Source organism: Mycobacterium sp. NGS15 (genome assembly GCF_059813245.1).
The window spans coordinates 210,968-229,583 of sequence record NZ_JCALEF010000007.1; the positions used below are offsets into that span (position 1 = coordinate 210,968).

Annotated in this window: 18 protein-coding genes and 2 pseudogenes; 4 read left to right on the plus strand and 16 right to left on the minus strand. The window is 60.9% G+C overall.

Translation table 11 applies throughout. The annotated features are described in order from the left end of the window. Positions 1–5: 5 nt before the first annotated feature. The 12 genes and pseudogenes from AC5Y5C_RS21845 to AC5Y5C_RS21900 form a co-directional block, all read right to left on the minus strand. On the minus strand, positions 6–2,885 hold the full coding sequence (locus AC5Y5C_RS21845; RefSeq protein ID WP_499976416.1) for an MMPL/RND family transporter: 2,880 nt from the start codon (positions 2,883–2,885) through the stop codon (positions 6–8). A gap of 24 nt (positions 2,886–2,909) precedes the next feature. Beyond that, the gene (locus AC5Y5C_RS21850) at positions 2,910–3,368 is read right to left on the minus strand and encodes an MmpS family transport accessory protein (protein WP_499976418.1); all 459 of its coding nucleotides are present in this window, start codon (positions 3,366–3,368) and stop codon (positions 2,910–2,912) included. Further along, positions 3,368–4,705 carry a phthiocerol/phthiodiolone dimycocerosyl transferase family protein gene (locus AC5Y5C_RS21855; protein WP_499976420.1) on the minus strand — a complete coding sequence of 446 codons (1,338 nt, stop codon included), beginning with the start codon at positions 4,703–4,705 and terminating at the stop codon, positions 3,368–3,370. The genes AC5Y5C_RS21850 and AC5Y5C_RS21855 overlap by 1 nt, the downstream gene beginning before the upstream one ends. 9 nt (positions 4,706–4,714) lie before the next feature. Next, on the minus strand, positions 4,715–5,656 hold the full coding sequence (locus AC5Y5C_RS21860; RefSeq protein ID WP_499976765.1) for an ACP S-malonyltransferase: 942 nt from the start codon (positions 5,654–5,656) through the stop codon (positions 4,715–4,717). 60 nt (positions 5,657–5,716) lie between these two features. After that, positions 5,717–6,466 carry a thioesterase II family protein gene (locus tag AC5Y5C_RS21865; protein ID WP_499976421.1) on the minus strand — a complete coding sequence of 250 codons (750 nt, stop codon included), beginning with the start codon at positions 6,464–6,466 and terminating at the stop codon, positions 5,717–5,719. Positions 6,467–6,563: 97 nt separating this feature from the next. Continuing rightward, on the minus strand, positions 6,564–7,334 hold the full coding sequence (locus AC5Y5C_RS21870) for an SDR family NAD(P)-dependent oxidoreductase (protein ID WP_499976423.1): 771 nt from the start codon (positions 7,332–7,334) through the stop codon (positions 6,564–6,566). 39 nt (positions 7,335–7,373) lie between these two features. Then, positions 7,374–8,639: a beta-ketoacyl synthase N-terminal-like domain-containing protein gene (locus AC5Y5C_RS21875; protein ID WP_499976425.1), complete on the minus strand. Its 1,266-nt coding sequence runs from the start codon at positions 8,637–8,639 to the stop codon at positions 7,374–7,376. A 22-nt stretch (positions 8,640–8,661) separates the two neighbouring features. Next, entirely contained in the window at positions 8,662–9,951 is a 1,290-nt protein-coding gene (locus AC5Y5C_RS21880; RefSeq protein WP_499976427.1) for a beta-ketoacyl-[acyl-carrier-protein] synthase family protein, read from the minus strand. Beyond that, a complete protein-coding gene (locus AC5Y5C_RS21885; protein WP_499976428.1) occupies positions 9,948–11,090 on the minus strand; it encodes a beta-ketoacyl synthase N-terminal-like domain-containing protein in 1,143 nt (380 codons plus the stop codon). The genes AC5Y5C_RS21880 and AC5Y5C_RS21885 overlap by 4 nt, the downstream gene beginning before the upstream one ends. A gap of 6 nt (positions 11,091–11,096) precedes the next feature. After that, complete coding sequence (locus tag AC5Y5C_RS21890; protein WP_499976430.1) at positions 11,097–12,410, minus strand: beta-ketoacyl-[acyl-carrier-protein] synthase family protein; 1,314 nt, start codon at positions 12,408–12,410, stop codon at positions 11,097–11,099. Positions 12,411–12,436: 26 nt separating this feature from the next. Beyond that, a complete protein-coding gene (locus AC5Y5C_RS21895; protein ID WP_499976767.1) occupies positions 12,437–12,940 on the minus strand; it encodes a phosphopantetheine-binding protein in 504 nt (167 codons plus the stop codon). Between the two features lie 611 nt (positions 12,941–13,551). Next, positions 13,552–13,932: pseudogene (locus tag AC5Y5C_RS21900) on the minus strand (TetR-like C-terminal domain-containing protein); the annotation flags it as partial. On the opposite strand from AC5Y5C_RS21900, the pseudogene AC5Y5C_RS21905 reads away from it, so the two are divergent. Beyond that, positions 13,932–14,336: pseudogene (locus AC5Y5C_RS21905) on the plus strand (MBL fold metallo-hydrolase); the annotation flags it as partial. The pseudogenes AC5Y5C_RS21900 and AC5Y5C_RS21905 sit on opposite strands and share 1 nt — an antisense overlap. A gap of 12 nt (positions 14,337–14,348) precedes the next feature. Here AC5Y5C_RS21905 and AC5Y5C_RS21910 read toward each other — a convergent pair. The 4 genes from AC5Y5C_RS21910 to AC5Y5C_RS21925 form a co-directional block, all read right to left on the minus strand. Beyond that, positions 14,349–14,951, minus strand: a complete 603-nt coding sequence (locus AC5Y5C_RS21910; protein WP_499976432.1) for a M15 family metallopeptidase — start codon at positions 14,949–14,951, stop codon at positions 14,349–14,351. A 16-nt stretch (positions 14,952–14,967) separates the two neighbouring features. Further along, positions 14,968–15,432 carry a hypothetical protein gene (locus AC5Y5C_RS21915; protein WP_499976434.1) on the minus strand — a complete coding sequence of 155 codons (465 nt, stop codon included), beginning with the start codon at positions 15,430–15,432 and terminating at the stop codon, positions 14,968–14,970. Positions 15,433–15,477: 45 nt separating this feature from the next. Then, complete coding sequence (gene wag31 / locus AC5Y5C_RS21920) at positions 15,478–16,305, minus strand: DivIVA-like cell division protein Wag31 (protein ID WP_499976436.1); 828 nt, start codon at positions 16,303–16,305, stop codon at positions 15,478–15,480. Between the two features lie 229 nt (positions 16,306–16,534). After that, positions 16,535–16,828 carry a YggT family protein gene (locus AC5Y5C_RS21925; protein ID WP_078326570.1) on the minus strand — a complete coding sequence of 98 codons (294 nt, stop codon included), beginning with the start codon at positions 16,826–16,828 and terminating at the stop codon, positions 16,535–16,537. Between the two features lie 209 nt (positions 16,829–17,037). Between AC5Y5C_RS21925 and AC5Y5C_RS21930 the strand changes: the two genes are divergently transcribed. The 3 genes from AC5Y5C_RS21930 to AC5Y5C_RS21940 are packed head-to-tail and all read left to right on the plus strand — an operon-like array spanning position 17,038 to position 18,580. Next, positions 17,038–17,502, plus strand: coding sequence for an SRPBCC family protein (locus AC5Y5C_RS21930; RefSeq protein WP_499976438.1), 465 nt, complete (start codon positions 17,038–17,040; stop codon positions 17,500–17,502). Continuing rightward, a complete protein-coding gene (locus AC5Y5C_RS21935; RefSeq protein ID WP_499976441.1) occupies positions 17,499–17,837 on the plus strand; it encodes an ArsR/SmtB family transcription factor in 339 nt (112 codons plus the stop codon). The genes AC5Y5C_RS21930 and AC5Y5C_RS21935 overlap by 4 nt, the downstream gene beginning before the upstream one ends. Beyond that, the gene (locus tag AC5Y5C_RS21940; protein ID WP_499976443.1) at positions 17,834–18,580 is read left to right on the plus strand and encodes a DUF899 domain-containing protein; all 747 of its coding nucleotides are present in this window, start codon (positions 17,834–17,836) and stop codon (positions 18,578–18,580) included. Before AC5Y5C_RS21935 ends, AC5Y5C_RS21940 begins: the two co-directional genes overlap by 4 nt. Positions 18,581–18,616: the final 36 nt, after the last annotated feature.

Genomic DNA, 18,616 nt, shown 5'->3' on the forward strand with positions numbered 1-18,616 from the left:
CGGAATCAGGTTCCTTTCGGCGCGCTTGTGAGCACCGCCCCAGATACATGTGCCGGGCGCCAACGCACGACCCGCGGCCACCAGAACCATGGGCCCAAAATCCTGGCGATTGCTGGGACAATGAACGAACGCACAATCAAAGTGTCGAGCAGGAGTCCTACGCAGATAATCGAGCCCACTTGCGAGATGGCACGTAGATCGTTCGGGACCATGGACAGCATGGTGAATGCGAAAACCAAACCGGCGGCTGTCACAACGCCGCCGGTCGACCCCACCGACCGTATGATTCCAGTCTGGATTCCGCCCTGTAATTCTTCCTTCATTCGTGCGATCAACAGAAGATTGTAATCTGAACCCACCGCGACCAAGAGGATAAAGGTGAGTGGGAGGACCATCCAGTGCAGGTTGAGGCCAATTATGTGTTGCCAGACCAATATGCCCAACCCGAATGCTCCCGAGAAGGAGAAGGCTACTGTGCCGATAATGGTGCATGCGGCGATGAGACTCCTCGTGATGATCAGCATTATCACGAATATCAAGGTGAATGAGGCGATAGCAGCGATCAGTAGGTCGGAGGTCACGTACTTTTCGATATCCCGATAATTCGAGGCCGAACCTCCGAGGTAGATCTTCGCCCCGGCCAGGGATGTGCCTTTCAGGCCCTCGTAAGCAGCCTTTTCGATGGCTTCAACGTGCGATACACCCTCGGGGCTCAGCGCCTCACCGTCATGATTGATGATGAACCTCGCCGCGGTACCGTCCGGCGAAACAAGAAACCGGAGAGCGACTTGGAAGTCCGTGTTGCTGAAAATATATTTCGGCGCATAGAAGAGGTCGTCGTTGCGGGAGTCATCGAAATCCTGGCCGATATCGATCATGTCATTCGCGTCATCGGCCGCGGTGTAAGTGTTAAGCGCCTGGGTGCCGCGCGACTTGACCATCATCCCGCGCATGATGGTCATGTCATTCAATGCCATACGTGTCTGGGCGGCCATCCGGGGCACGAGCTGGTCCATAACCTGCATGGAGGCCAATGCGTCACCTGCCAACGCGGCCATCCCGTCGATACTGTCCATCGACTCGAACATCGACCGCCCCATCCAGCACAATGGGATGTCCGGGCAATGCGGTTCCCAGTAGTAGTAATTCCGGATAGGTCTGAGGAAGTCGTCGACGGCGCTGATGTTTATTTCCACCTGATCGGCCAGCGCCTTCATTTCTTCCATTGTCCCCACCATCTCGTGGGTGAGTTGCGTCATTTGATCCATGAGTCCAAGAATTGTCTGCATGATTGAGATTGTGTTATCCATGACGGCCACTTGGTTATCTAAGTCTGCTATCTGATTCTCGGTAAATGGCAGCTGTTGGCCACTATTGCTGCCTTGACCCGCCAGTATGTTGGCGATTGACGCGCGCTCCATGGGACGGCCCTCGGGCCGCGTGATGCCCTGAACTTGGGCGATCCCAGGCGTGTGGAAGATCGTTTTGGCGACATGATCGAGTGAGATGAAATCGGCGGGGTTTCGCATGTCGTGATCGGACTCGATCAAGAGCATTTCCGAGTTCAGTTTTCCGCCGGCGAAATGCCGGTCCGAAGCCATGAATCCGGCGTTGGCTGGAGTGTCGACCGGCTGGAAGGCCCGCTCGTTGTAGCTCACCCGGTAGGACGGCAGAAATATGGCTCCCACCAGTACGGCTGCACTTGAGGCCACCAGGACTGGCTTTGGCCAGCGCACGACGATCGTGCCCACCCTGCGCCATCCCCGGGACTGCCCGGCCTGCTTCGGGTCGAGAAGGCCAAATTTACTGGCAATTGCCAGCAGGGCCGGGCCGAGCGTCAAAGCCGCCGCGACCGTGACCAACATCGCGATGGCGCAGGCCGGCCCCATCGTATTGAAGTAGCCAAGTCGCGCAAAACCGAGGCATAGACATGCCCCCGCGATGGTGAGCCCCGACCCCAGAATGACGTGCGATACGCCGTGAAACGTGGTGTAAAACGCACGGTCCCGATCCTCGCCCGCATTGCGTGCCTCGTGATACCTGCCGAGCAGAAAGATGCCGTAATCCGTTCCGGCCGCGATGATAAGCGACTCGACCATGCTGGTCGCGAATGTCGATATGCCGATGATGTTGTGCACCACGAAAAAAGAAACAATGCCGTTGGATACCGTGAATTCGAAGGCGACGGTGAGCAATATCAACAGCACGCAGGCAATGGAACGGTAAACCAGGACGAGCATGATGATGATGACGGCAATCGTAAAAAGCAGCACCCGCTTCATACTTTTGTCGCCGGCGTCAAGCAGGTCCGCAGACAGCGGCGCCGCCCCCGAGACGTATACACGTAGTCCGGGTGGAGGCGGAGTGCGTTGAAGAGTGTCTTGCACCGTCTTGCGCAGTGCGATGGTGGACTCGTTGGCGGCGGACTCGCCGATATCGCCAACCAGACGCACCATCACGTATGCAGCCTTGTTGTCGGGGCTCTGGCTGCCCGCGGCGGTGATGGGCTCACCCCACATGTTCATGATGAACTGAACATGCTGCTTGTCCGCATCCAGCAAACGGATTAGCTCGTCGTAGTACTTGTGGTCGGCATCCCCGAGTATGCGTCCCTCCGTCTCCAGGAGGATGTACGCAAGGCTCGTGGAGGTCGATTCTTGAAACTTCTCACCAATGTGCAGCATGGCGCGCTGCGAGGGCGCATCTAGGGGAACCATCGGCCCCGCATGCTGCTTTGTCACGCCATCGAGCTTGGGCACGAACACGCTGAGCAGCACCGCGACGCCGACCCAGAAGAGAACGATCGGGATGGCGAGAACACGAACGGCGTGCGCGACAAACGGGCGCCTTACGCCGTGGTCGGGCCCCACATGCTTGTTACCCACGCGCCACACCGCCTCGTGCGGCGCTCATGCCGACTTCACCTTGCACGCAACAGATGCCTGCTCGCGACTCTGTATCTGTTCGTCGCGGACTTCGCCGTTGACGATGATCCTGCATCCGAGTTGATCTCCGGTTGACTGCGCCATGAGATTGGCCAACATTGACGTACGCGTCGTGACTTCTTCGTGTGACCAGGGCAAGGCTGCGAAGTCGACACGGTGTGGTCTGCTGTCGACGTCTAGGTAGGTGAGCGTGCCGGCGCCCGCGGATGTCCCGAACACCATGTAGACCACATGCTTGGGAGCGAACGACGGAAGCTTCGGCGCGCCCTTCGGACTCACCACCGGCCCAGACGGGGCCGATAATTCACGCACCTTTGCGACGGATACGAATGCGAGCGAGACCGCGACCGCTATCACCGCAACCAACCAGCCGCGCCGGACAACCTTGCGTCCGAACGCGCCGAGCCCTCGAGGGGACGCCATCAGATGCGCGTGCCTGTGGCAACGGTCAGCTCGTCTTCGACGTGCGCAAGAAGCTCATCGCTCTTTTCGTGATTCCCGGCAAGGAACCCCACGCGCAGTCGCTGGTTCAGCGAGTCGATCGTGTATACGGTGACTTCCCGACCGTATAAGAACGAATACATAGCTGGCCCTAATGCCGATGCGAAACAGGGTGTGATATCGCGTACGAGGATATTCCCCGGCAACCGTGGAATACGAATCCTGCCCAAATGGGTGGCATGGACTGCACCGGTGAAGGACTTATCAGAGAGAAGCGGAGTGGGCTCATTTCTGACGCGTGTTCGGTGGATTGTTCCTTCGGTTAGATCTCTATCGAGTTGAATATGTATTTTTCGGGCAAGTGTGACCAGATCGGGCCCGATCTCGTTATCGCCGAACCATGCGTTGGAGAACAAGTTGGTTGCCTCGGTGGGGCCAACGGGGGGTGTGACACAGTCGCGAAGATCTACCGGATAGAAATATATCGGGACGGGGTAGCCGGAGCGAACATGCGCACGGATCAAAGCTGCGGAAACAAGCGAGTTGATCGAGATGCTTTCGATATGACTGAGCCGCGCAAGACTTGCCCTACCGAGCTTTTCCAGCGTTATCTGGTTGGCGAGCGCAGGCTCCCGAGGCGGCGGGACTTTCTGGGTCAGCGCGGCCTCATCCCACAGTGGCGCATGCAGTGCTTCATCGGCTTTCACCGTTGGATCCGCGCCGGGATACTGAGTGCGGTTCAGGAAGTACTCGCCGGATTGCGCGAATCTTTGGGTGCTGGCCGGCGGGAACCGCCCTTCCTCGACGCGCTGAACATACAGATTCCAGAATTCGTTGAGGAGCGCCGATCCGTGGCGGCCGTCCGCAATGGCATGGTGCAGAAAAAAAGTTACGCGGGCGTGGTCCTTGCCCGTAAGCAGATCGACGTAGACGAGCTGCTGCGTCTGATCGAATGCGGCCTGACGTCCCGTGGGGCGGGTGTACAGGTCTTCTCCCTCGAATATACGGATCGGCCTGGGCGGCTGGTGTCCCATCACAAACTGGGGAATTTGCCCGTCCTTGTGGATGACGCTTCGTAAGGATTCGTGACGGAGCTGTATCTCGATAAAGGTGTCGTTGAGAGCTTGGATGTCCAGCTCCCCCGAGATGAGCATCGAATGCCCGCCGAAATGCCCATACCCAAAAGTGAAGTATGCCTCGAGGCGACTAAGTGGCCGAATGAGCGTGCCAGGCGCATCCGCCGGGTCCTGATATGGCCGCGTGTCTGTCACGTTGCCTCCTTTCTCGGCTATTGACCCTGTTACGCACGGTGTTCGCACCGAACGTGGCTAATCAATGGCAAACTCGCCGGTGAGCAACTCCACGTCCCCTGGCTCCCGGATGGCAACGGTCTGAAATTCTGCGTTTAAACGTTCAGCGAGACGGGTCAGCGGTCCGCTCGGCGCTAGTTCGATGACGATAGTGTCGGCAGTTGCTGCCGAAGCGATCGTGGCGGCACACAGATCCCAACGGACCACCGAATTGATCTGGGCGGTCAACCGCTTTTTGAAGTCCATGGGACCTTCGATGATCGCGCCGTCACTATTGCCGATCATGGGGGACGACGGGGTCGAAACCGGACAGCTATTCACTGCTTCTGCAAACGGGGATATCGCGGTGTCCATCGCCGAGGTGTGAAAGGCACCCGCCACGTCCAGTTTCATGACGCGCATGCCCTCGGGTGGCGCGTCGGCAAAACGTTCGACAGCGTCGAGGGGCCCGGCGACTACGAACTGGTTGCAGCCGTTGCGGTTGGCTGTCGAGAGGCCATGTTCATGCGTTTTGGCCACAATCTCGTCATCTGACGCGCCGCCCCTTTTCGTCGGCATCACCGCAGCCATACCGGTGGCGGCGAGGGCGCATGCCGACGACATCGCACCGCCCCTCACGCCGGCCAACGTCAGTGCGGCCTCATCAGTCAGATAACCCGCCCCAACCCCGGCAGCGAGCTCACCCACCGAGTGGCCGGCGAATAGTGCGCCGTCTCCGGAGATATCGACTTTCTCGCGCAGCACGCTCAGTGACAACAGGGCCGCCGCGATGATGACCGGCTGAGCGACGGCGGTATCACGCAAGGAGTTCTCATCTCTGCTGGCGGTCACCAGGTCGAACTTGACCGCGTCAGACCAGATGGCGATGCGATCGCGCGCAGCGGACGGGGTCAGCCAAGGGTCGAGCATGCCCGGCTTCTGCACACCTTGCCCGGGGGACGTGACGATGTAGTTGTACACACTTCCTCGCTTTCCCAGTGGGGTCAGAAATTCTCCGCCAGTAGCTTTTTGCATCGTCGCCTAGATGATTGGGCTGACGTTGAACACCTGGATGAGACAGGCGCTTACTTCGTCGATGTGGTCTTCCAAGTAGAAATGCCCACCGCCGCGGAATACCTGCAGATCGAACTTGGCGCGGGTGTGTTCGCGCCACGAACTCACCCGCTCCAGTGGGGCCAAGACATCCTTGTCACCGATGAGCGCGGTGATATCGCAGGCGACGGTCGCATCGGGCGGTGGAGTGTATGTCTCGCCGGCAGTGAAATCGCTACGCAGCACCGGGAAAAGAGCGCTGAGGGCCGAAGGTTCGTTGAGGATCTCGGGTGGCAGGCCGCCCAAAGCCGCTATTCTTTCGATTCCTTCGGCTTCGTTGAGCAGGCGATAACCGAGATCGACCACCTTGGACGGTGCCACTATCCCGGACACCACAAGTTTGCGAACGGGCAGCCTCTGCGCCACCTCGAACGCGATGTGGCCACCGAGGCTGTGACCGAAAAGTACGTCTTGCTTATCGCTAGCGGGCAGGGCCGATGCAATGCCTTCTGCGAGCAGGGGCACTGACTCTATCGGCTGCTCGCGCAATCTATTTCCCCGTCCCGGATATTGCACGGCGAGCACTTCGGTGTCGACTGGCAGCATCTTTGCCAATCGCCTGAAGTAACTGGCGGAACCGCCTGCATGGGGGAAACAGATCACCCGCGTCGCACCGTTCCCGTCGCGGAGCCTGCGCAGCCAAGGATTGCCAGGCAGTAACTCATCGGTCCTTCGCACCTGTCCTCCTTAGTCTGTCGATGCGCCCGTCTGTGACGAAACCCGGCGGATGCTGTTTGAGAAATTCTGATGCGTTCGCGCTCTTCGGATTTGAGCGCTATTTCATCTTGTACCCGCCGTCGATGTGTAGAACCTCGCCCGTGATGTAGGTGTTGTGGGGGCTCGCGAGGTACAGGACGGCATCGGCGACTATTTCCGGCTTCGCGAAGTCTTTGGTCAGTATCTGGGCCTTCAATCGTTCGAAGGTGGCGGGAACATGTGTACGCGTAATCTCTGCCATGTCGGTGTAGATCACGCCTGGCGCCACCGCGTTTGAGATGATGTTTCGCGACGCGAACTCGACGGCTATGGCTTTGGTAAACGACTCCAAGCCACCTTTGGTTGCGGCATAAGTAGATTGACCGCTATCGGGCTTGTCGGCGGCCACTGATGAAATATTGACGATTCGTCCGTATCGCTGGCCCAGCATGTGCGCGACGACAGCTTTCGTCATCCGGATGGGGCCCAGGAGATTGGTGGCCACCGTCTCCTCGAGATAGTCCGGGGCGATGTCCAGGAGCAGTCCGGCTCCGTGAGTGCCCGCGTTGTTCACGAGGACATCGATCCGGCCGAATTCGGCGTGCACGGTATCCGCCAGTAGCTCGGGTACTGCCGGATCGGCTATGTCGCCCTGACAGAGGACGACCCGTCTACCCAATGCGGATATTTTTTCGGCGACCTCTTCTGCTGCCGGTTTCGAGTTTCCGTAGTGCAACGCGATATCCGCCCCATGTTCGGCAAGCGCCAATGCGATGGAACGTCCGATTCCGCGTGAGGCCCCGGTGACAAGCGCAACCTGACCTTCAAACTCTTTGCCGCTCAAAGACACGTTTCTCCCTGGTTTGTGATGCTCAAGTGGTCCTGATGTTCACGCCGCGACCGCCGCGTCTGGACGTTTGGCCAGTACCGCGCTGGAGATTCCGTTGAAGTTGGTATAGGTGCCCAGAACTGAGTCGATCCGCTGCTTTCGGGGTCCGCCCTGTACGAACTCGAGCTGATCAGACAGTGGATCCCCGAGATGGGCGATTGCCGGCAGAGTATTTTCGGTGAAAATTTGCCCGGCGAGTGCCAGATCAACCAGCGGGCTGGCTGCGCCCGGTGTGCCGGTTATCGGCCGAACGGTCGATACGGGTATGCCACTGCCCTTGAACAAGGTTGTGAGCAGTTCGATCTCGGCGGTGTCGTAGCCGGGGGCCGCCTTGCCGTCGGCCAGCACCGCGCCGAGTTGCTCTGTCCCAATCCCGTTCTGGTGCAGCATGTCGTCGTAACGGTGAGCGATGTGTGCGGGCCCGGCGCCGCGGCTGCCCGAAACGACAACCGTGTCACATAATTGGACCAGCGGTGTGGCACCGCGCGCGGTCGCGTCTCGCGAGCGTTCCAACACCAGCGCTACCGCGCCCTCGCTCAGGACCGTTCCGTCTTGCGCACTATCGAAACTCCGCAGCTGGCCATCGCCGCCAGCGTCTTTGCTGAGATGGCCCAGGCGGTAATGCCCGGCCAGCGTGAGTGGTTCGTTGTAGCTGCCCGCACCCACTACCAGTGCGATATCGCAATGCCCGTTACGCAGACTGAACTTGGCACGTTGCAGTGCGGTGACCGCCGCAGATTCGCCCTGGACCAGCGCTGCGCAATCCCCGCGGAGCTCATGGACGATGCTTACCAGCGCGAGCGTGTTGTTGTTAAGGGCATGAATGATGGTGAACGGATCAAGCCCTCCGTTCATGAGTAGCTCGTTTGTCAGTGCGCCGAAATCGATTTCGCGGCCCTCACCCAGTTGCGTCAGTCCTCGAGCGAAGGTTCCGATGCTAGGTGTAGTGGAATTGTCTTGTGCGACAAATAGTCCTCGTCGACGGTCATCGACCCTCGCCCAGCCAGGTCCAGCCTCGGCGATCGCATCTTGAGCTGCCAACACCGCGTTGAAGGTGTATGGGGTGCCGTATTTCCGCTGTCTGTGTGGCACTGCTTCACGGCTTTGCTCCACGACCTCGGCCGGTATATGGCCGAAATGCGTGATCCGGCGCGTGGAGACCAGCGGATCGAGGTACGGCGAGATAGCCGGTTTCCCGTCAGTCCAGGCGTCCCACAGGGGTGTGATGTGACGACCCGTCGGCAGCACCACGCCTGTTCCCGTCACGACTATTGATTGATCTGAATGTTCAGTTGTCATAACGGCGTACCACCAGAGCAGCGTTGAGCCCACCAAACCCGAGCGAGTTGTTGATTGCCACCTCGATATCGGCCTTGCGGGCCTGACCCGGCACATAGTCAAGGTCACAGGCCGGGTCGGGGTTCTCCAGGTTGAGCGTCGGCGGAATGATCCCGTCGCGCAACGACAGCACCGTAGATATCAGCTGTTGGGCACCCGCCGCGGCGAGCATGTGACCCAGCATCGTCTTGATAGAGCTGACCATGAGTGAGCGGTAATGCTCACCGGTGCGGAACACTTCCTTGATCGCAGCTGTCTCGGCCGCGTCACTCAGCGGGGTGGATGTACCGTGCGCACTGACATAACCCACCTCGGACGGGGCGACTCCAGCATCGGCAAGGGCACGCTGCATCGCCAAAACCGACCCGCATCCTTGCGGGTGCGGTGCGGTCACCTGATATGCGTCCAGCGAGCTGCCAAATCCCGCCACCTCGCCGTACACGTGCGCACCGCGCGCCAGTGCCGACGACTCGCTCTCCAAGAGCACCATTGCCGCCCCCTCGGCGGTGACCATCCCACTGCGGTCGCGGTCAAACGCTCGACATAGCCGGTCGCCGTAAAGTTTTGATGTTGATGGGGCGCCGAGCAGGTACAGACTCGTCATTATCGGCAGATTCAGTGGGCTAACCGCTCCCCCGGCGATCACGGCGTCCGTTTCCCCACGCCGGATCATCCGGAAGCCGTGCCCGAGTGCGTGTGTTGCTCCGGCGCACGCCGTATTGAGGTTCAGCGTGGGACCAGCTAGGCCGGAGCGCGTAGCGATTTCGGTCGCCAAGGCATCGCCAGTGGCCAACGGCGCGTGGGATCGGTCAAGGCCGATCTGCTGTTCGTGTACGCGTTTCCAGTCCACGACGCCATCGACGTACGCACTCAACAACTCTCCCGATTCACGTTCTGGCATTTCCGAGGCGATCGAAACACCGACGCGGCCCAGTGCCGCAGCGTTCGTCACACCGGCGTCCTCCAGTGCTTGCTGCGCGGCGGCGAGGCCGAACCGGGTGCGCTTCTCCATCGGCGCACCGAAATTGGGAAACAACGCGGTGAACGCTTGATCGTCTACCGGTGCCGCGTAGCCGACGGGAAAGTTCGGAACATCGGGCGGCGACCATGCCTGTATTGCCGAGCGCCCGTTGACCAATCCGTCCCACATGGACTGCCAGTTCATGCCAAGGCCACAGACCACGCCAAGACCCGTCACCAGTACACGATTGCCGTGTCTGGGCTGGTTCACATCGCTCATCGCGTCACCTTTTCCACTACGACAGCGCAAACCTGTCCTTGGACACCGCAACTGAGCACCACAACCGCCTGATTGTTTGACAGTGATTCTTCGGCCACGGCTTCATCGGCGGTTCCGCTCGCCGGGAGCAGCCGCAGCCCGCGCAGCAGTCCATGCCGGGCCAACAACACGTGCACTAGGGGCTGTGCGGGTCCGGCTACTCCGATAGCCTGCTCCGCGGAGAACACCGGTGCCTGGTCGTTGAACACGCTCCCAATCGCGGCATGCTGAGCGTGGGCTATCTCGTCGGTCCATGGGCTATCGGCCAGTATCCAGCCAACGTCCTCAACCGATAATTCGGCCACGCGCAACGCATCTCGTAATGTCTCCGCGAGCACCTCGGGGCGAGTCTGGCTGGTGGCGAACCCGCGGCTGTAGCCCGTGAGTACAACATCGCTGGACTGTCCGACGCTAAAGAATGCCGCCGCTTCGCCGGGGATCGCTCCGTTCCAGTCCAGATCGTCGTATTGCAATGCCAGCCAAGGGGATATAGACGGGCTTACCGCACCGACCAACGCGGTCTCACAGTCGCCTTCGGCAACTGCGAGTGCGCCTTCGATCAGCGCCTGCATGCCTGCGTCGGAGAAGGGCGAATACACCGATGTAGGGCCGGTCAACCCGAACAGGATTGCGATATGGCCGGCCACCGTGTTATTCGAATCTGTCAGCGCGAAGAACGGTGGAATATCTCGAAGATACAGCTCTGCGATTTTCTCGGGATCTTGCGCCACCTCGCCGAGGTTAGGTGTATCACATTGCGGCAGTAGAGGACTGAGAACCATGGGCAGTCCGAGATAGGCGCCCCACTCAGGGCGGCCAACATCTGAGATGCCCTTCAGCGCCAGTTGGGCCCCATACATCGCCAAGCGAGTTTGTTTCACCGTCGTGCGCAGTGCTTTTCGGTGGATGCCAAGCGTCGATGCATCTGGATCGGGAACTGCGAAGACTTCAGGAATCCCAGACCACGATCCGAACATGAATTCGTTTGGGACAGTGCTCTTTTTTCCTACTCGCAGTGCTTCCCATACGGTCTCCACGCCAAGCCCGGTTGCGGAATACAAGCCTGGATTACACAGTCCTACCGCCAAGCGTTGATTCATTGAGTGTCACGCTTCCTTTGCCAGGATTAGTGTGCAGTTCATGCCGCCAAAGCCGAAGGAGTTGGAGAGCACGGTGTCGAATTCGTGGTGCCGGGCCTTGGTGACTACGTCGAGCCCTTTCGTGACATCATCCGGTTCACTGAAATTCAGCGTGGGCGGAATAACCTGTTCACGCAAGCTCATCGCAGACAGCACTGCTTCGATGGCGCCGCTTGCCGCAAAACCATGGCCGAGCGAGGACTTGGTGCTGGTCAACGGAATTGAGGCCGCACCGGCACCGAACACCAAGTGCAGGGCTGCAGCTTCGCACTCGTCGTTGGCTTGCGTTCCCGTCCCGTGAGCGTTCACATGATGTATGTCTGACGGACTCAGACCGGCATCAGCGATCGCGGCACGCATACATTCCGCGTATGTCGCACCGTCTCGCTCGCTTGAGGTTATCCGTACCGCTTCAGCGGTACCCATGTAGCCGGCGACTCTTGCCAGCGCCTGTGCACCACGTGCTTCGGCATGCGAGCGTCGCTCCAGCACAAGGAACGCGGCGCCGTCCGCGATGACGAAACCGTTGCGCCCCTTGTCGAATGGCCTGCTTATCTCGGCGCTTGGTTTGTCACCGGTGGGAGCGAGCGCGCCGAGCGCGGCGAAAGCCGTGACGATGCTGTAGGTAGTCAGCCGCTCGGCGCCGCCGACAAGCGCCACATCCAATTCGCCTGAGCGAATATGCCGGTAACCGCTGCCGATCGCCACACCGCCCGCGGCACAAGCCTCCGCATGAGTCACCAGCGGGCCACCGAGGCCGAAATACTCGGCCAGAGAGGCGGTCATCGTATCCGGAAGAAACTGCAGAAGAGCATCCGGAAGATCCGATACGGCCTCGAGATGGTCCAGGTAGGCGTCGAGATCGAACGTGCCGGCTTGCCGGTCATAGAGCCGAGACAGATCCGCGAGCGTGTCCGGCGCGAAGGCGAGCTTGTTGCAAGCGGCAAACACACCGACCCGGTCGCTGCCCGCAAGGTTGGGCAAGCCACTGCGCTTCCAAGCCTGTACTGCCGCATGCCATCCGAGCACGCCGGCCGCACCAACCCGAGACGCCTGCTCGGGCAGGGCGCGCGCCAGCTTGCGCACGGTTTCCTCATCTACATGCCCAGAAACCGACGCGGGCAACTCAGCATCGCGATGCTCTTGGTGTTGCCGGATGAAGGAGGCACCGTCAGTCAACTGCCAAAAGAGCTCCTCGGGATCAGTAACCGTCCCCGCGACAAGTCCAATCCCTGTGATGACTACATCGTCGTCGTCAGGTGACTGTTTCTGTAGCTCCATCTGTGATGATGCTTTAGCTAAAGGCGCTATGCGACAACCGAGTTGGCCTGAGCAAGCGCTTCTCGCACATCGGCGACCAGAAGTTCATCGCCGGTGATCTGCCCAGCCGAAGGATTGAGCAGGCGATGCGCCATGGACGCCCAATGGGCAGTCGTCGTCGCCCCCGAAACCTCGTGCGGCCAAGCACCGGCCTGGAAGTCTGCAGCCGTGTAGCCGAACGCGGATTGATACAACGCACTTTCAGCCAGTTTGGTGATTCGACCTTCTGCGTCGTACACGCGATCCTTACCGCCAAGCTCATCGGCAAGAGCGCTGAGAACGTTACCGCGCGGGAAGGTAACGCGGAATTTCGACTCCAGATTGCGCCGGAGTTCGACGATGTCGAGCGACTCTACGCCCTGATCAGACATCGGCGCTGTCGTCACTTCATCGGTCTCGATTCCCAGCACCTCGGCCAATTCCTCACGCACAATAGCGTGAACCTCGTCATAGCTAAGCGGATTGCTCATGAGTATCAGAGTGCCTTTCATCTCTGCCGTCTGGTTCGCTCCGGGCGCGCCGAAAACTGCTCTGCCACTTGGCGATAGATTCGAACTTCGATCAGGTGACAACGTTGGCACTTGGCGATCGCTCGCCGTGAACCTGATACCACAAACGATAAGACCGGCCGATAGCCTTCGCAACTGGTAGACGAAATCTGTCATCTATAGGTTGACCATCCCAGCGCCGTAGGTCGATGGACAGTGCCTACGGACCGAATGGGTCACTACCGCAGCGTGATTGTGACGCACCCGACACCTGTGGGGCATCGACCACCACAGCGGTGCCGCCAAGGACAGTGCTGCCCCACCCCGCGATCATGTGGGAAGGCACGTCGGCCCCGCACAACAGTCGATTTTTACGCCCCTCGGCTGAATTTGTTGCACTACAAACCCTTTGAGATGTAGGCGACAAACCGGCGTCCCGTCGACACTGGCAGCAGGCAGTCAACCCCAGGGCGCGGCAGCATTGCGAGCAGCGGAGATCCCGACAACTCTTACCGGCTCGCACAACAACAGGAGAATAAAGGCATCGTCAGACGCGCCTCTCTGTGCTGTGTTGGATGGCGAAGCCGTCATCACGCCCCCACCCGCGACACGCTTCACACCGCATTTCCGCCGCGCGATGTCAGATTGATGAGCGGCAGATAGACAGTGTCGATCAATTCCGCGAGCTTGCTCTCGCCAAAGGGTTTACGGGTGAAGAACAGCTCGTGACGCATGAGCGCGAGGATGCTCGTCGCGACAGGCAACGGGATGCCCTCCGGGCCGATCTCGCCGCGCTCGCGGGCATCGGCCAGGGCCCTCAGGACCGTTTGATCGACCCATCCGGCCATTGCCGTCGTCATGTCGTCGGCCAACTCCTCGTCGGCCTCGGCCAATAGGCAGCGGTAATTGCCGACCCCGATCCGGTGCAGCTCCCGGAGTAAGGCCCCCAACAGTGCCAGCACGTCTTCACGCAGAGAGGTCGCCGATGCGAGTCGGCGATCTGCTGACTCGCGGGATCGTGAAGGTTGTCTGGTCGGGTTCTATCCCCCACTGGATCGTGGCGTTGGAGCGCATCCGCGCTTTCGGCGCCAAAATCGTTGTGCCCGGGCACGGTCCAGTGCTCGTCGATGCCGAGGTCGACGCGGCCATCGATCGCGGCATCGCGTTCTGGTCGGACTTACACCAGCAAGCGAACCGTCTCTAAGACCAGGGCGTCCCCGCCGAGGACGCCACGGCTCTCATCGATATCGCGAAATACCCTGAAGCGACGGTCACTTTGCCGATCATCGTCACCGCGATCTACCACGAACGCAACCCCGAGACTCCCTTTCAAAGCCTCACCCAGGCACTGGAATCCATCTCAGGTCAGCTCGCCAAGGCCGCCGCCGGCCGGAAGTAGAAGCGTGTCTGGCTAGCCTGCCGCATTGGTACGCAGCGGCGGGCACAGCCCTTCGGCATCCGCGGTGAGCTCGTAATGCCACTTCTCGTTGGCGAAGACCTGACACAGGCCGAATTGCGTGCTGTGCCTCAGCATCCAGTCGTAAGCAGACGCGGGGCCGACATCGACGGCCTTGCCCTGGACGTGCTGCGACTCGTCGGGAGTGGCCACCCACTGCCGGGCGACCGCCAGGCTCCCGTACGTCTGTACGGCATCGTCGAGCAACTGCTGCTGGAAAGCCCGCGAGCGCCAGCCCGACGTGATCAGAAGCGTCACACCGTCGGCCGAGGCACTGGTCGCGGCGTCCTGGACCGCACGCAGTAGCGGAGGGTCCAGCCTGATGACCGCCAGGGAAGAAGTGTCGAATGGGCTGACAGGAGCCGAAAGTGCGCCTCCGTCAGGCTCCTCGCCGAGCGCGCTGGGCGAGGACGGCGGGGGGACTGTCGTCTGGGCCGTCACCAGCACGATGGTGGCCATGGCTGCCGGGTGACTGCCCGCGGCCTGATCGGCGGACTGGCATGCCGACAGGGCGAGCGCCGCAACAGCGGCCACACTCATGAATGCGCTACGTGACATCTGGCGAGGAATCCCGTCAAGACCGGTGCGGCTCGTCCTCGTCCTCGTCGTCGACATCGAACTGCTCATAGGTCTCTTCGGCAGACGGATGGATATGGGCCGCGGTGGCGGCCTCCTTGAGGCTGACAGCGGCGGGCGCCGAGCCCTCGTGTACCGCCGGGATCACCGATGTCTGGGTCGAATCGGCTACTGCCACATCGGTTACTGAGTCGCCGTCGGCTTGATCGGCTGAGGTGGCTCCGGACTCGTCGGTCCCCTGCTCGTCGGCCCCGTCGTCATCGCTCTCGGCGTCCGCGTCGGACTCCTCGTCGGATTCCAGCGCGCCGGCATGCCGGTCCCGAATCGCGTCGACGATCATGAGCACCACGCCGATGGCGGCCGCGGCAATACACACGAAGGCAAGAACTTCATTACTGGTGACCACCGCTGTCACCAGGGCCGCCAGACCGACAGCGGCCAACACCAGTGCGACGATCAGCATCGCGAATCACTCCTCATACGTGCCGCGAGCCTAGACCGATCTAGATCAGTAGTTATTCCCACGGTTGAACTGGCCGAAACCGGCTTCCTTGGATGCATTTTCGTTCGAGGCACCCGCATCGACGGGCGCCGCGGAACCGCGCTGGCCGAGCTCCTCGAGCTGAGACTCCAGGTAAGTCTTGAGCCGGGTGCGGTACTCGCGTTCGAATGTACGCAACTGCTCCAGACGCCCTTCCAGCACCGTGCGCTGCTGGTTGATGGTGCCCATGATCTCCGAGTGCTTGCGCTCGGCATCGGATTGCAGGGCATCGGCCTTCTCCTGCGCCTGGCGCAGCTGGGTCTCGGAACGGGTCTGGGCATCCGAGAGTAACGCCTCGGCCTTGGTCCGTGCCTCGGTGACCGTCTTGTCGGCGGTGGCGCGGGCCTCGCTGACGATCTGGTCCGCATTTGCGCGAGCATCGGACAACAACTTGTCCGACTCGGCCTTGGCGTTCCCGGTCAGACGGTCGGCGGTGTCCTGTGCCAGACCAAGAATCTTGGCCGCGCGGACGTGATGTTCCTCCGTCGACGCTCCGGCCGGAGCGGCCGCAACAACGGGTGCCGGTGTGGGCTCGGGCTTAGCGGGCTCGGGCTTCTTCTCGGGCTTGGGCGCCTCGTAAACGGGGGCCGCGCCGCCACCCTTGCGGGCTTCAACGAGCTCCTGGTCCAGCTCCTGAACCCGCTGACGCAGATCCGAGTTCTCCTCGATCAGGCGGGCCAGCTCGTTCTCCACCAGGTCGAGGAAGGCGTCAACCTCGTCCTCGTTGTATCCACGCTTACCGATGGGTGGCTTACTGAACGCGACGTTGTGTACATCAGCTGGTGTAAGCGGCATTGCCTGCCCCTATCAAGTCTCGACGTCTGGAATCGTATTGCAGTGTAAAACGAACATGCCGTGTCACTGTAACTGGCGTCCATCCTGTCACATCCGACCCGCCGGTCGCAGCAGAGCGCGTTAAGTATCCCTCTGACGTGCATAAAAATACTCTGAGGCTTTCGATATGACGCGCATTCGTATCCAGATCGATGTGAGTTGAATACCGAAATTCAGCGTCGCTGGAGGCTTAGCCAGCAGCCATCAGGAACGCCACCCGCATGCCAAAGAATCCGACCAAAAGCAGCAAAGTAATGGACAAATCGAATCGCACCGCACCAAGAGAGAGCGGCGGAATGAGACGGCGCAATAACCGCACAGGAGGGTCGGTGATGGTGAAGATCAGCTCCAGAATCACGACCGTGACGCCTCGCGGGTGCCAATCGCGGCTAATGGACTGAATGGTCTCGATCACTATGCGCGCGAACAGCAGCAAACAGAAGAGCAGAAGCGCGTAACCAATGATCTCAAAGAACAGTGCCAAGGGACCCCTCATCGGGCAAGCGTGAACAATCACGCGCGGGCTTCTTAAAACAGCTTCCCCAGCCTACCGGCAGGCCCCGCCGGGCCGCCCACCACACAACGAAACCCCTGGACCGCGCCGCAGGGCCAATCACCTGCAACTTATGGTTGCATATCTCCCCCCTTTGGCGTTACGGTAAACGCAACCGATTGTTGCGAGTTGGGAGAGACATGTCATACGAACGCATCGAGCGAGAACTTCACGTCGACGCGGCGCCGGAGGTGGTCTTCTCCGTCATCAGCCGCCCGGAACATATGAAGCAGTGGTGGCCGGACGAGGCCGAGTTCGCCCCGACGGCGGGAGCACGGGGCGAGATCACCTTCCGCGGCGAGGAACCCGGCGAGGTCCACATCTTCGGGCTCACGCTTGTCGACGTCGATCCGCCTTGGCGGTTCTCGTTCCGTTGGTGTTATCCCGAGGGGCACGTGGCGAATGTTGGAAATTCGCTACTGGTGACATTTGACCTCACACCGGAGGGGACGGGCACCCGGGTACGCATGACTGAGGTCGGCTTCCGGGACCAGGGCCGAACCGACGCCGACGTCATCGAGCAGTACGAGGCACACGAGGAGGGCTGGGCGCGGCACCTGCCCCGCCTCGCTCCCTGCGTGAGCGAGCTGGCGGGCCGGCCATGACGACAGCCGTCATCGACGACGATCTGTGGGCGGCGGTCGGAGATCCGACCCGCCGGCGGGTCTTCGACCTCATCTTGACCGACGGCATGGCCACGGCCACGACGTTGAGCGACCGCCTTCCGGTCACCCGCCAGGCCGTGACCAAACACCTGGCGGTCCTCGACAAGGCAGGCCTGGTCCAGGCCACCGCAAACGGGCGGGAGAAGCAGTATCGCGCCAACGCCGAACAAGTCGCCCGCATCGCCGAGCAGCTCGCCGCGGTGGGAGCGGCATGGGATCGACGGTTGGCGCGAATCAAACAGCTCGCCGAGACCATAGAGAGGGCAACATCATGAGGACTCCCCCGATCGTGTCGGCCCAGGATTGGGCAATCGCGCACCAGCAGATGCTCATCGAGGAAAAGGCGTTCACCCGGGCCCGCGACGCCCTGGCCGCCAAACGCCGGCGTATGCCGTGGACTGAGGTGGACGCGTCCTACCGGTTCGAGGGACCAGAAGGCCCGGTAACCCTCCTCGACCTGTTTCAGGGTCGCCGCCAGCTCATCGTCTACCGCGCCTTCATCGACCCCGGCACGGGCGACTGGCCCGAACATGGGTGCACCGGCTGCTCACTGATGGCCGACCACATCGGCAATCTGGCCCATCTGAATGCCCGCGACACCACCCTCGTCTACGCCTCGCGCGGATCGCAGGCGGACCTGGAACGCATCAAGACACGGATGGGCTGGCATCACCCCTGGTACACCATCGCCGCGGACAGTTCCTTCGACCGCGACTTCGATGTCGACGACTGGCATGGCACCAACGCATTCATCCGCGACGGGAATCGGGTGTACCGCACCTATTTCATCAAGAACCGGGGCGACGAGGCGTTCAACAACACCTGGACCTTCCTCGACATGACGGCGCTAGGCCGCCAGGAGACATGGGAGGACTCGCCGGAGGGCTACCCGCAGTCCCCCGCATATGAATGGTGGGACTGGCACGACGAGTACGGCTCACACGAGCCGTCGCGCTGGTTCGGCGACCCGGATCCCGACGATCCACACGATCCGCGCCCCACGAAGTCCTGCCACTAACGACGAGTGCGAGCCTGGCGCGGAAATTGGTCTCCA

Excerpts from the sequence above, each read along its gene's own strand:
- AC5Y5C_RS21940 (WP_499976443.1), top strand. The coding sequence starts at position 17,834 with ATGAGGACTCCCCCGATCGTGTCGGCCCAGGATTGGGCAATCGCGCAC.
- AC5Y5C_RS21910 (WP_499976432.1), bottom strand. The coding sequence starts at position 14,951 with ATGTCACGTAGCGCATTCATGAGTGTGGCCGCTGTTGCGGCGCTCGCC.
- AC5Y5C_RS21890 (WP_499976430.1), bottom strand. The coding sequence starts at position 12,410 with ATGGAGCTACAGAAACAGTCACCTGACGACGACGATGTAGTCATCACA.
- wag31 (WP_499976436.1), bottom strand. The coding sequence starts at position 16,305 with ATGCCGCTTACACCAGCTGATGTACACAACGTCGCGTTCAGTAAGCCA.
- AC5Y5C_RS21930 (WP_499976438.1), top strand. The coding sequence starts at position 17,038 with ATGTCATACGAACGCATCGAGCGAGAACTTCACGTCGACGCGGCGCCG.
- AC5Y5C_RS21895 (WP_499976767.1), bottom strand. The coding sequence starts at position 12,940 with ATGAAAGGCACTCTGATACTCATGAGCAATCCGCTTAGCTATGACGAG.
- AC5Y5C_RS21850 (WP_499976418.1), bottom strand. The coding sequence starts at position 3,368 with ATGGCGTCCCCTCGAGGGCTCGGCGCGTTCGGACGCAAGGTTGTCCGG.
- AC5Y5C_RS21915 (WP_499976434.1), bottom strand. The coding sequence starts at position 15,432 with ATGCTGATCGTCGCACTGGTGTTGGCCGCTGTCGGTCTGGCGGCCCTG.
- AC5Y5C_RS21880 (WP_499976427.1), bottom strand. The coding sequence starts at position 9,951 with ATGAGCGATGTGAACCAGCCCAGACACGGCAATCGTGTACTGGTGACG.
- AC5Y5C_RS21935 (WP_499976441.1), top strand. The coding sequence starts at position 17,499 with ATGACGACAGCCGTCATCGACGACGATCTGTGGGCGGCGGTCGGAGAT.
- AC5Y5C_RS21885 (WP_499976428.1), bottom strand. The coding sequence starts at position 11,090 with ATGAATCAACGCTTGGCGGTAGGACTGTGTAATCCAGGCTTGTATTCC.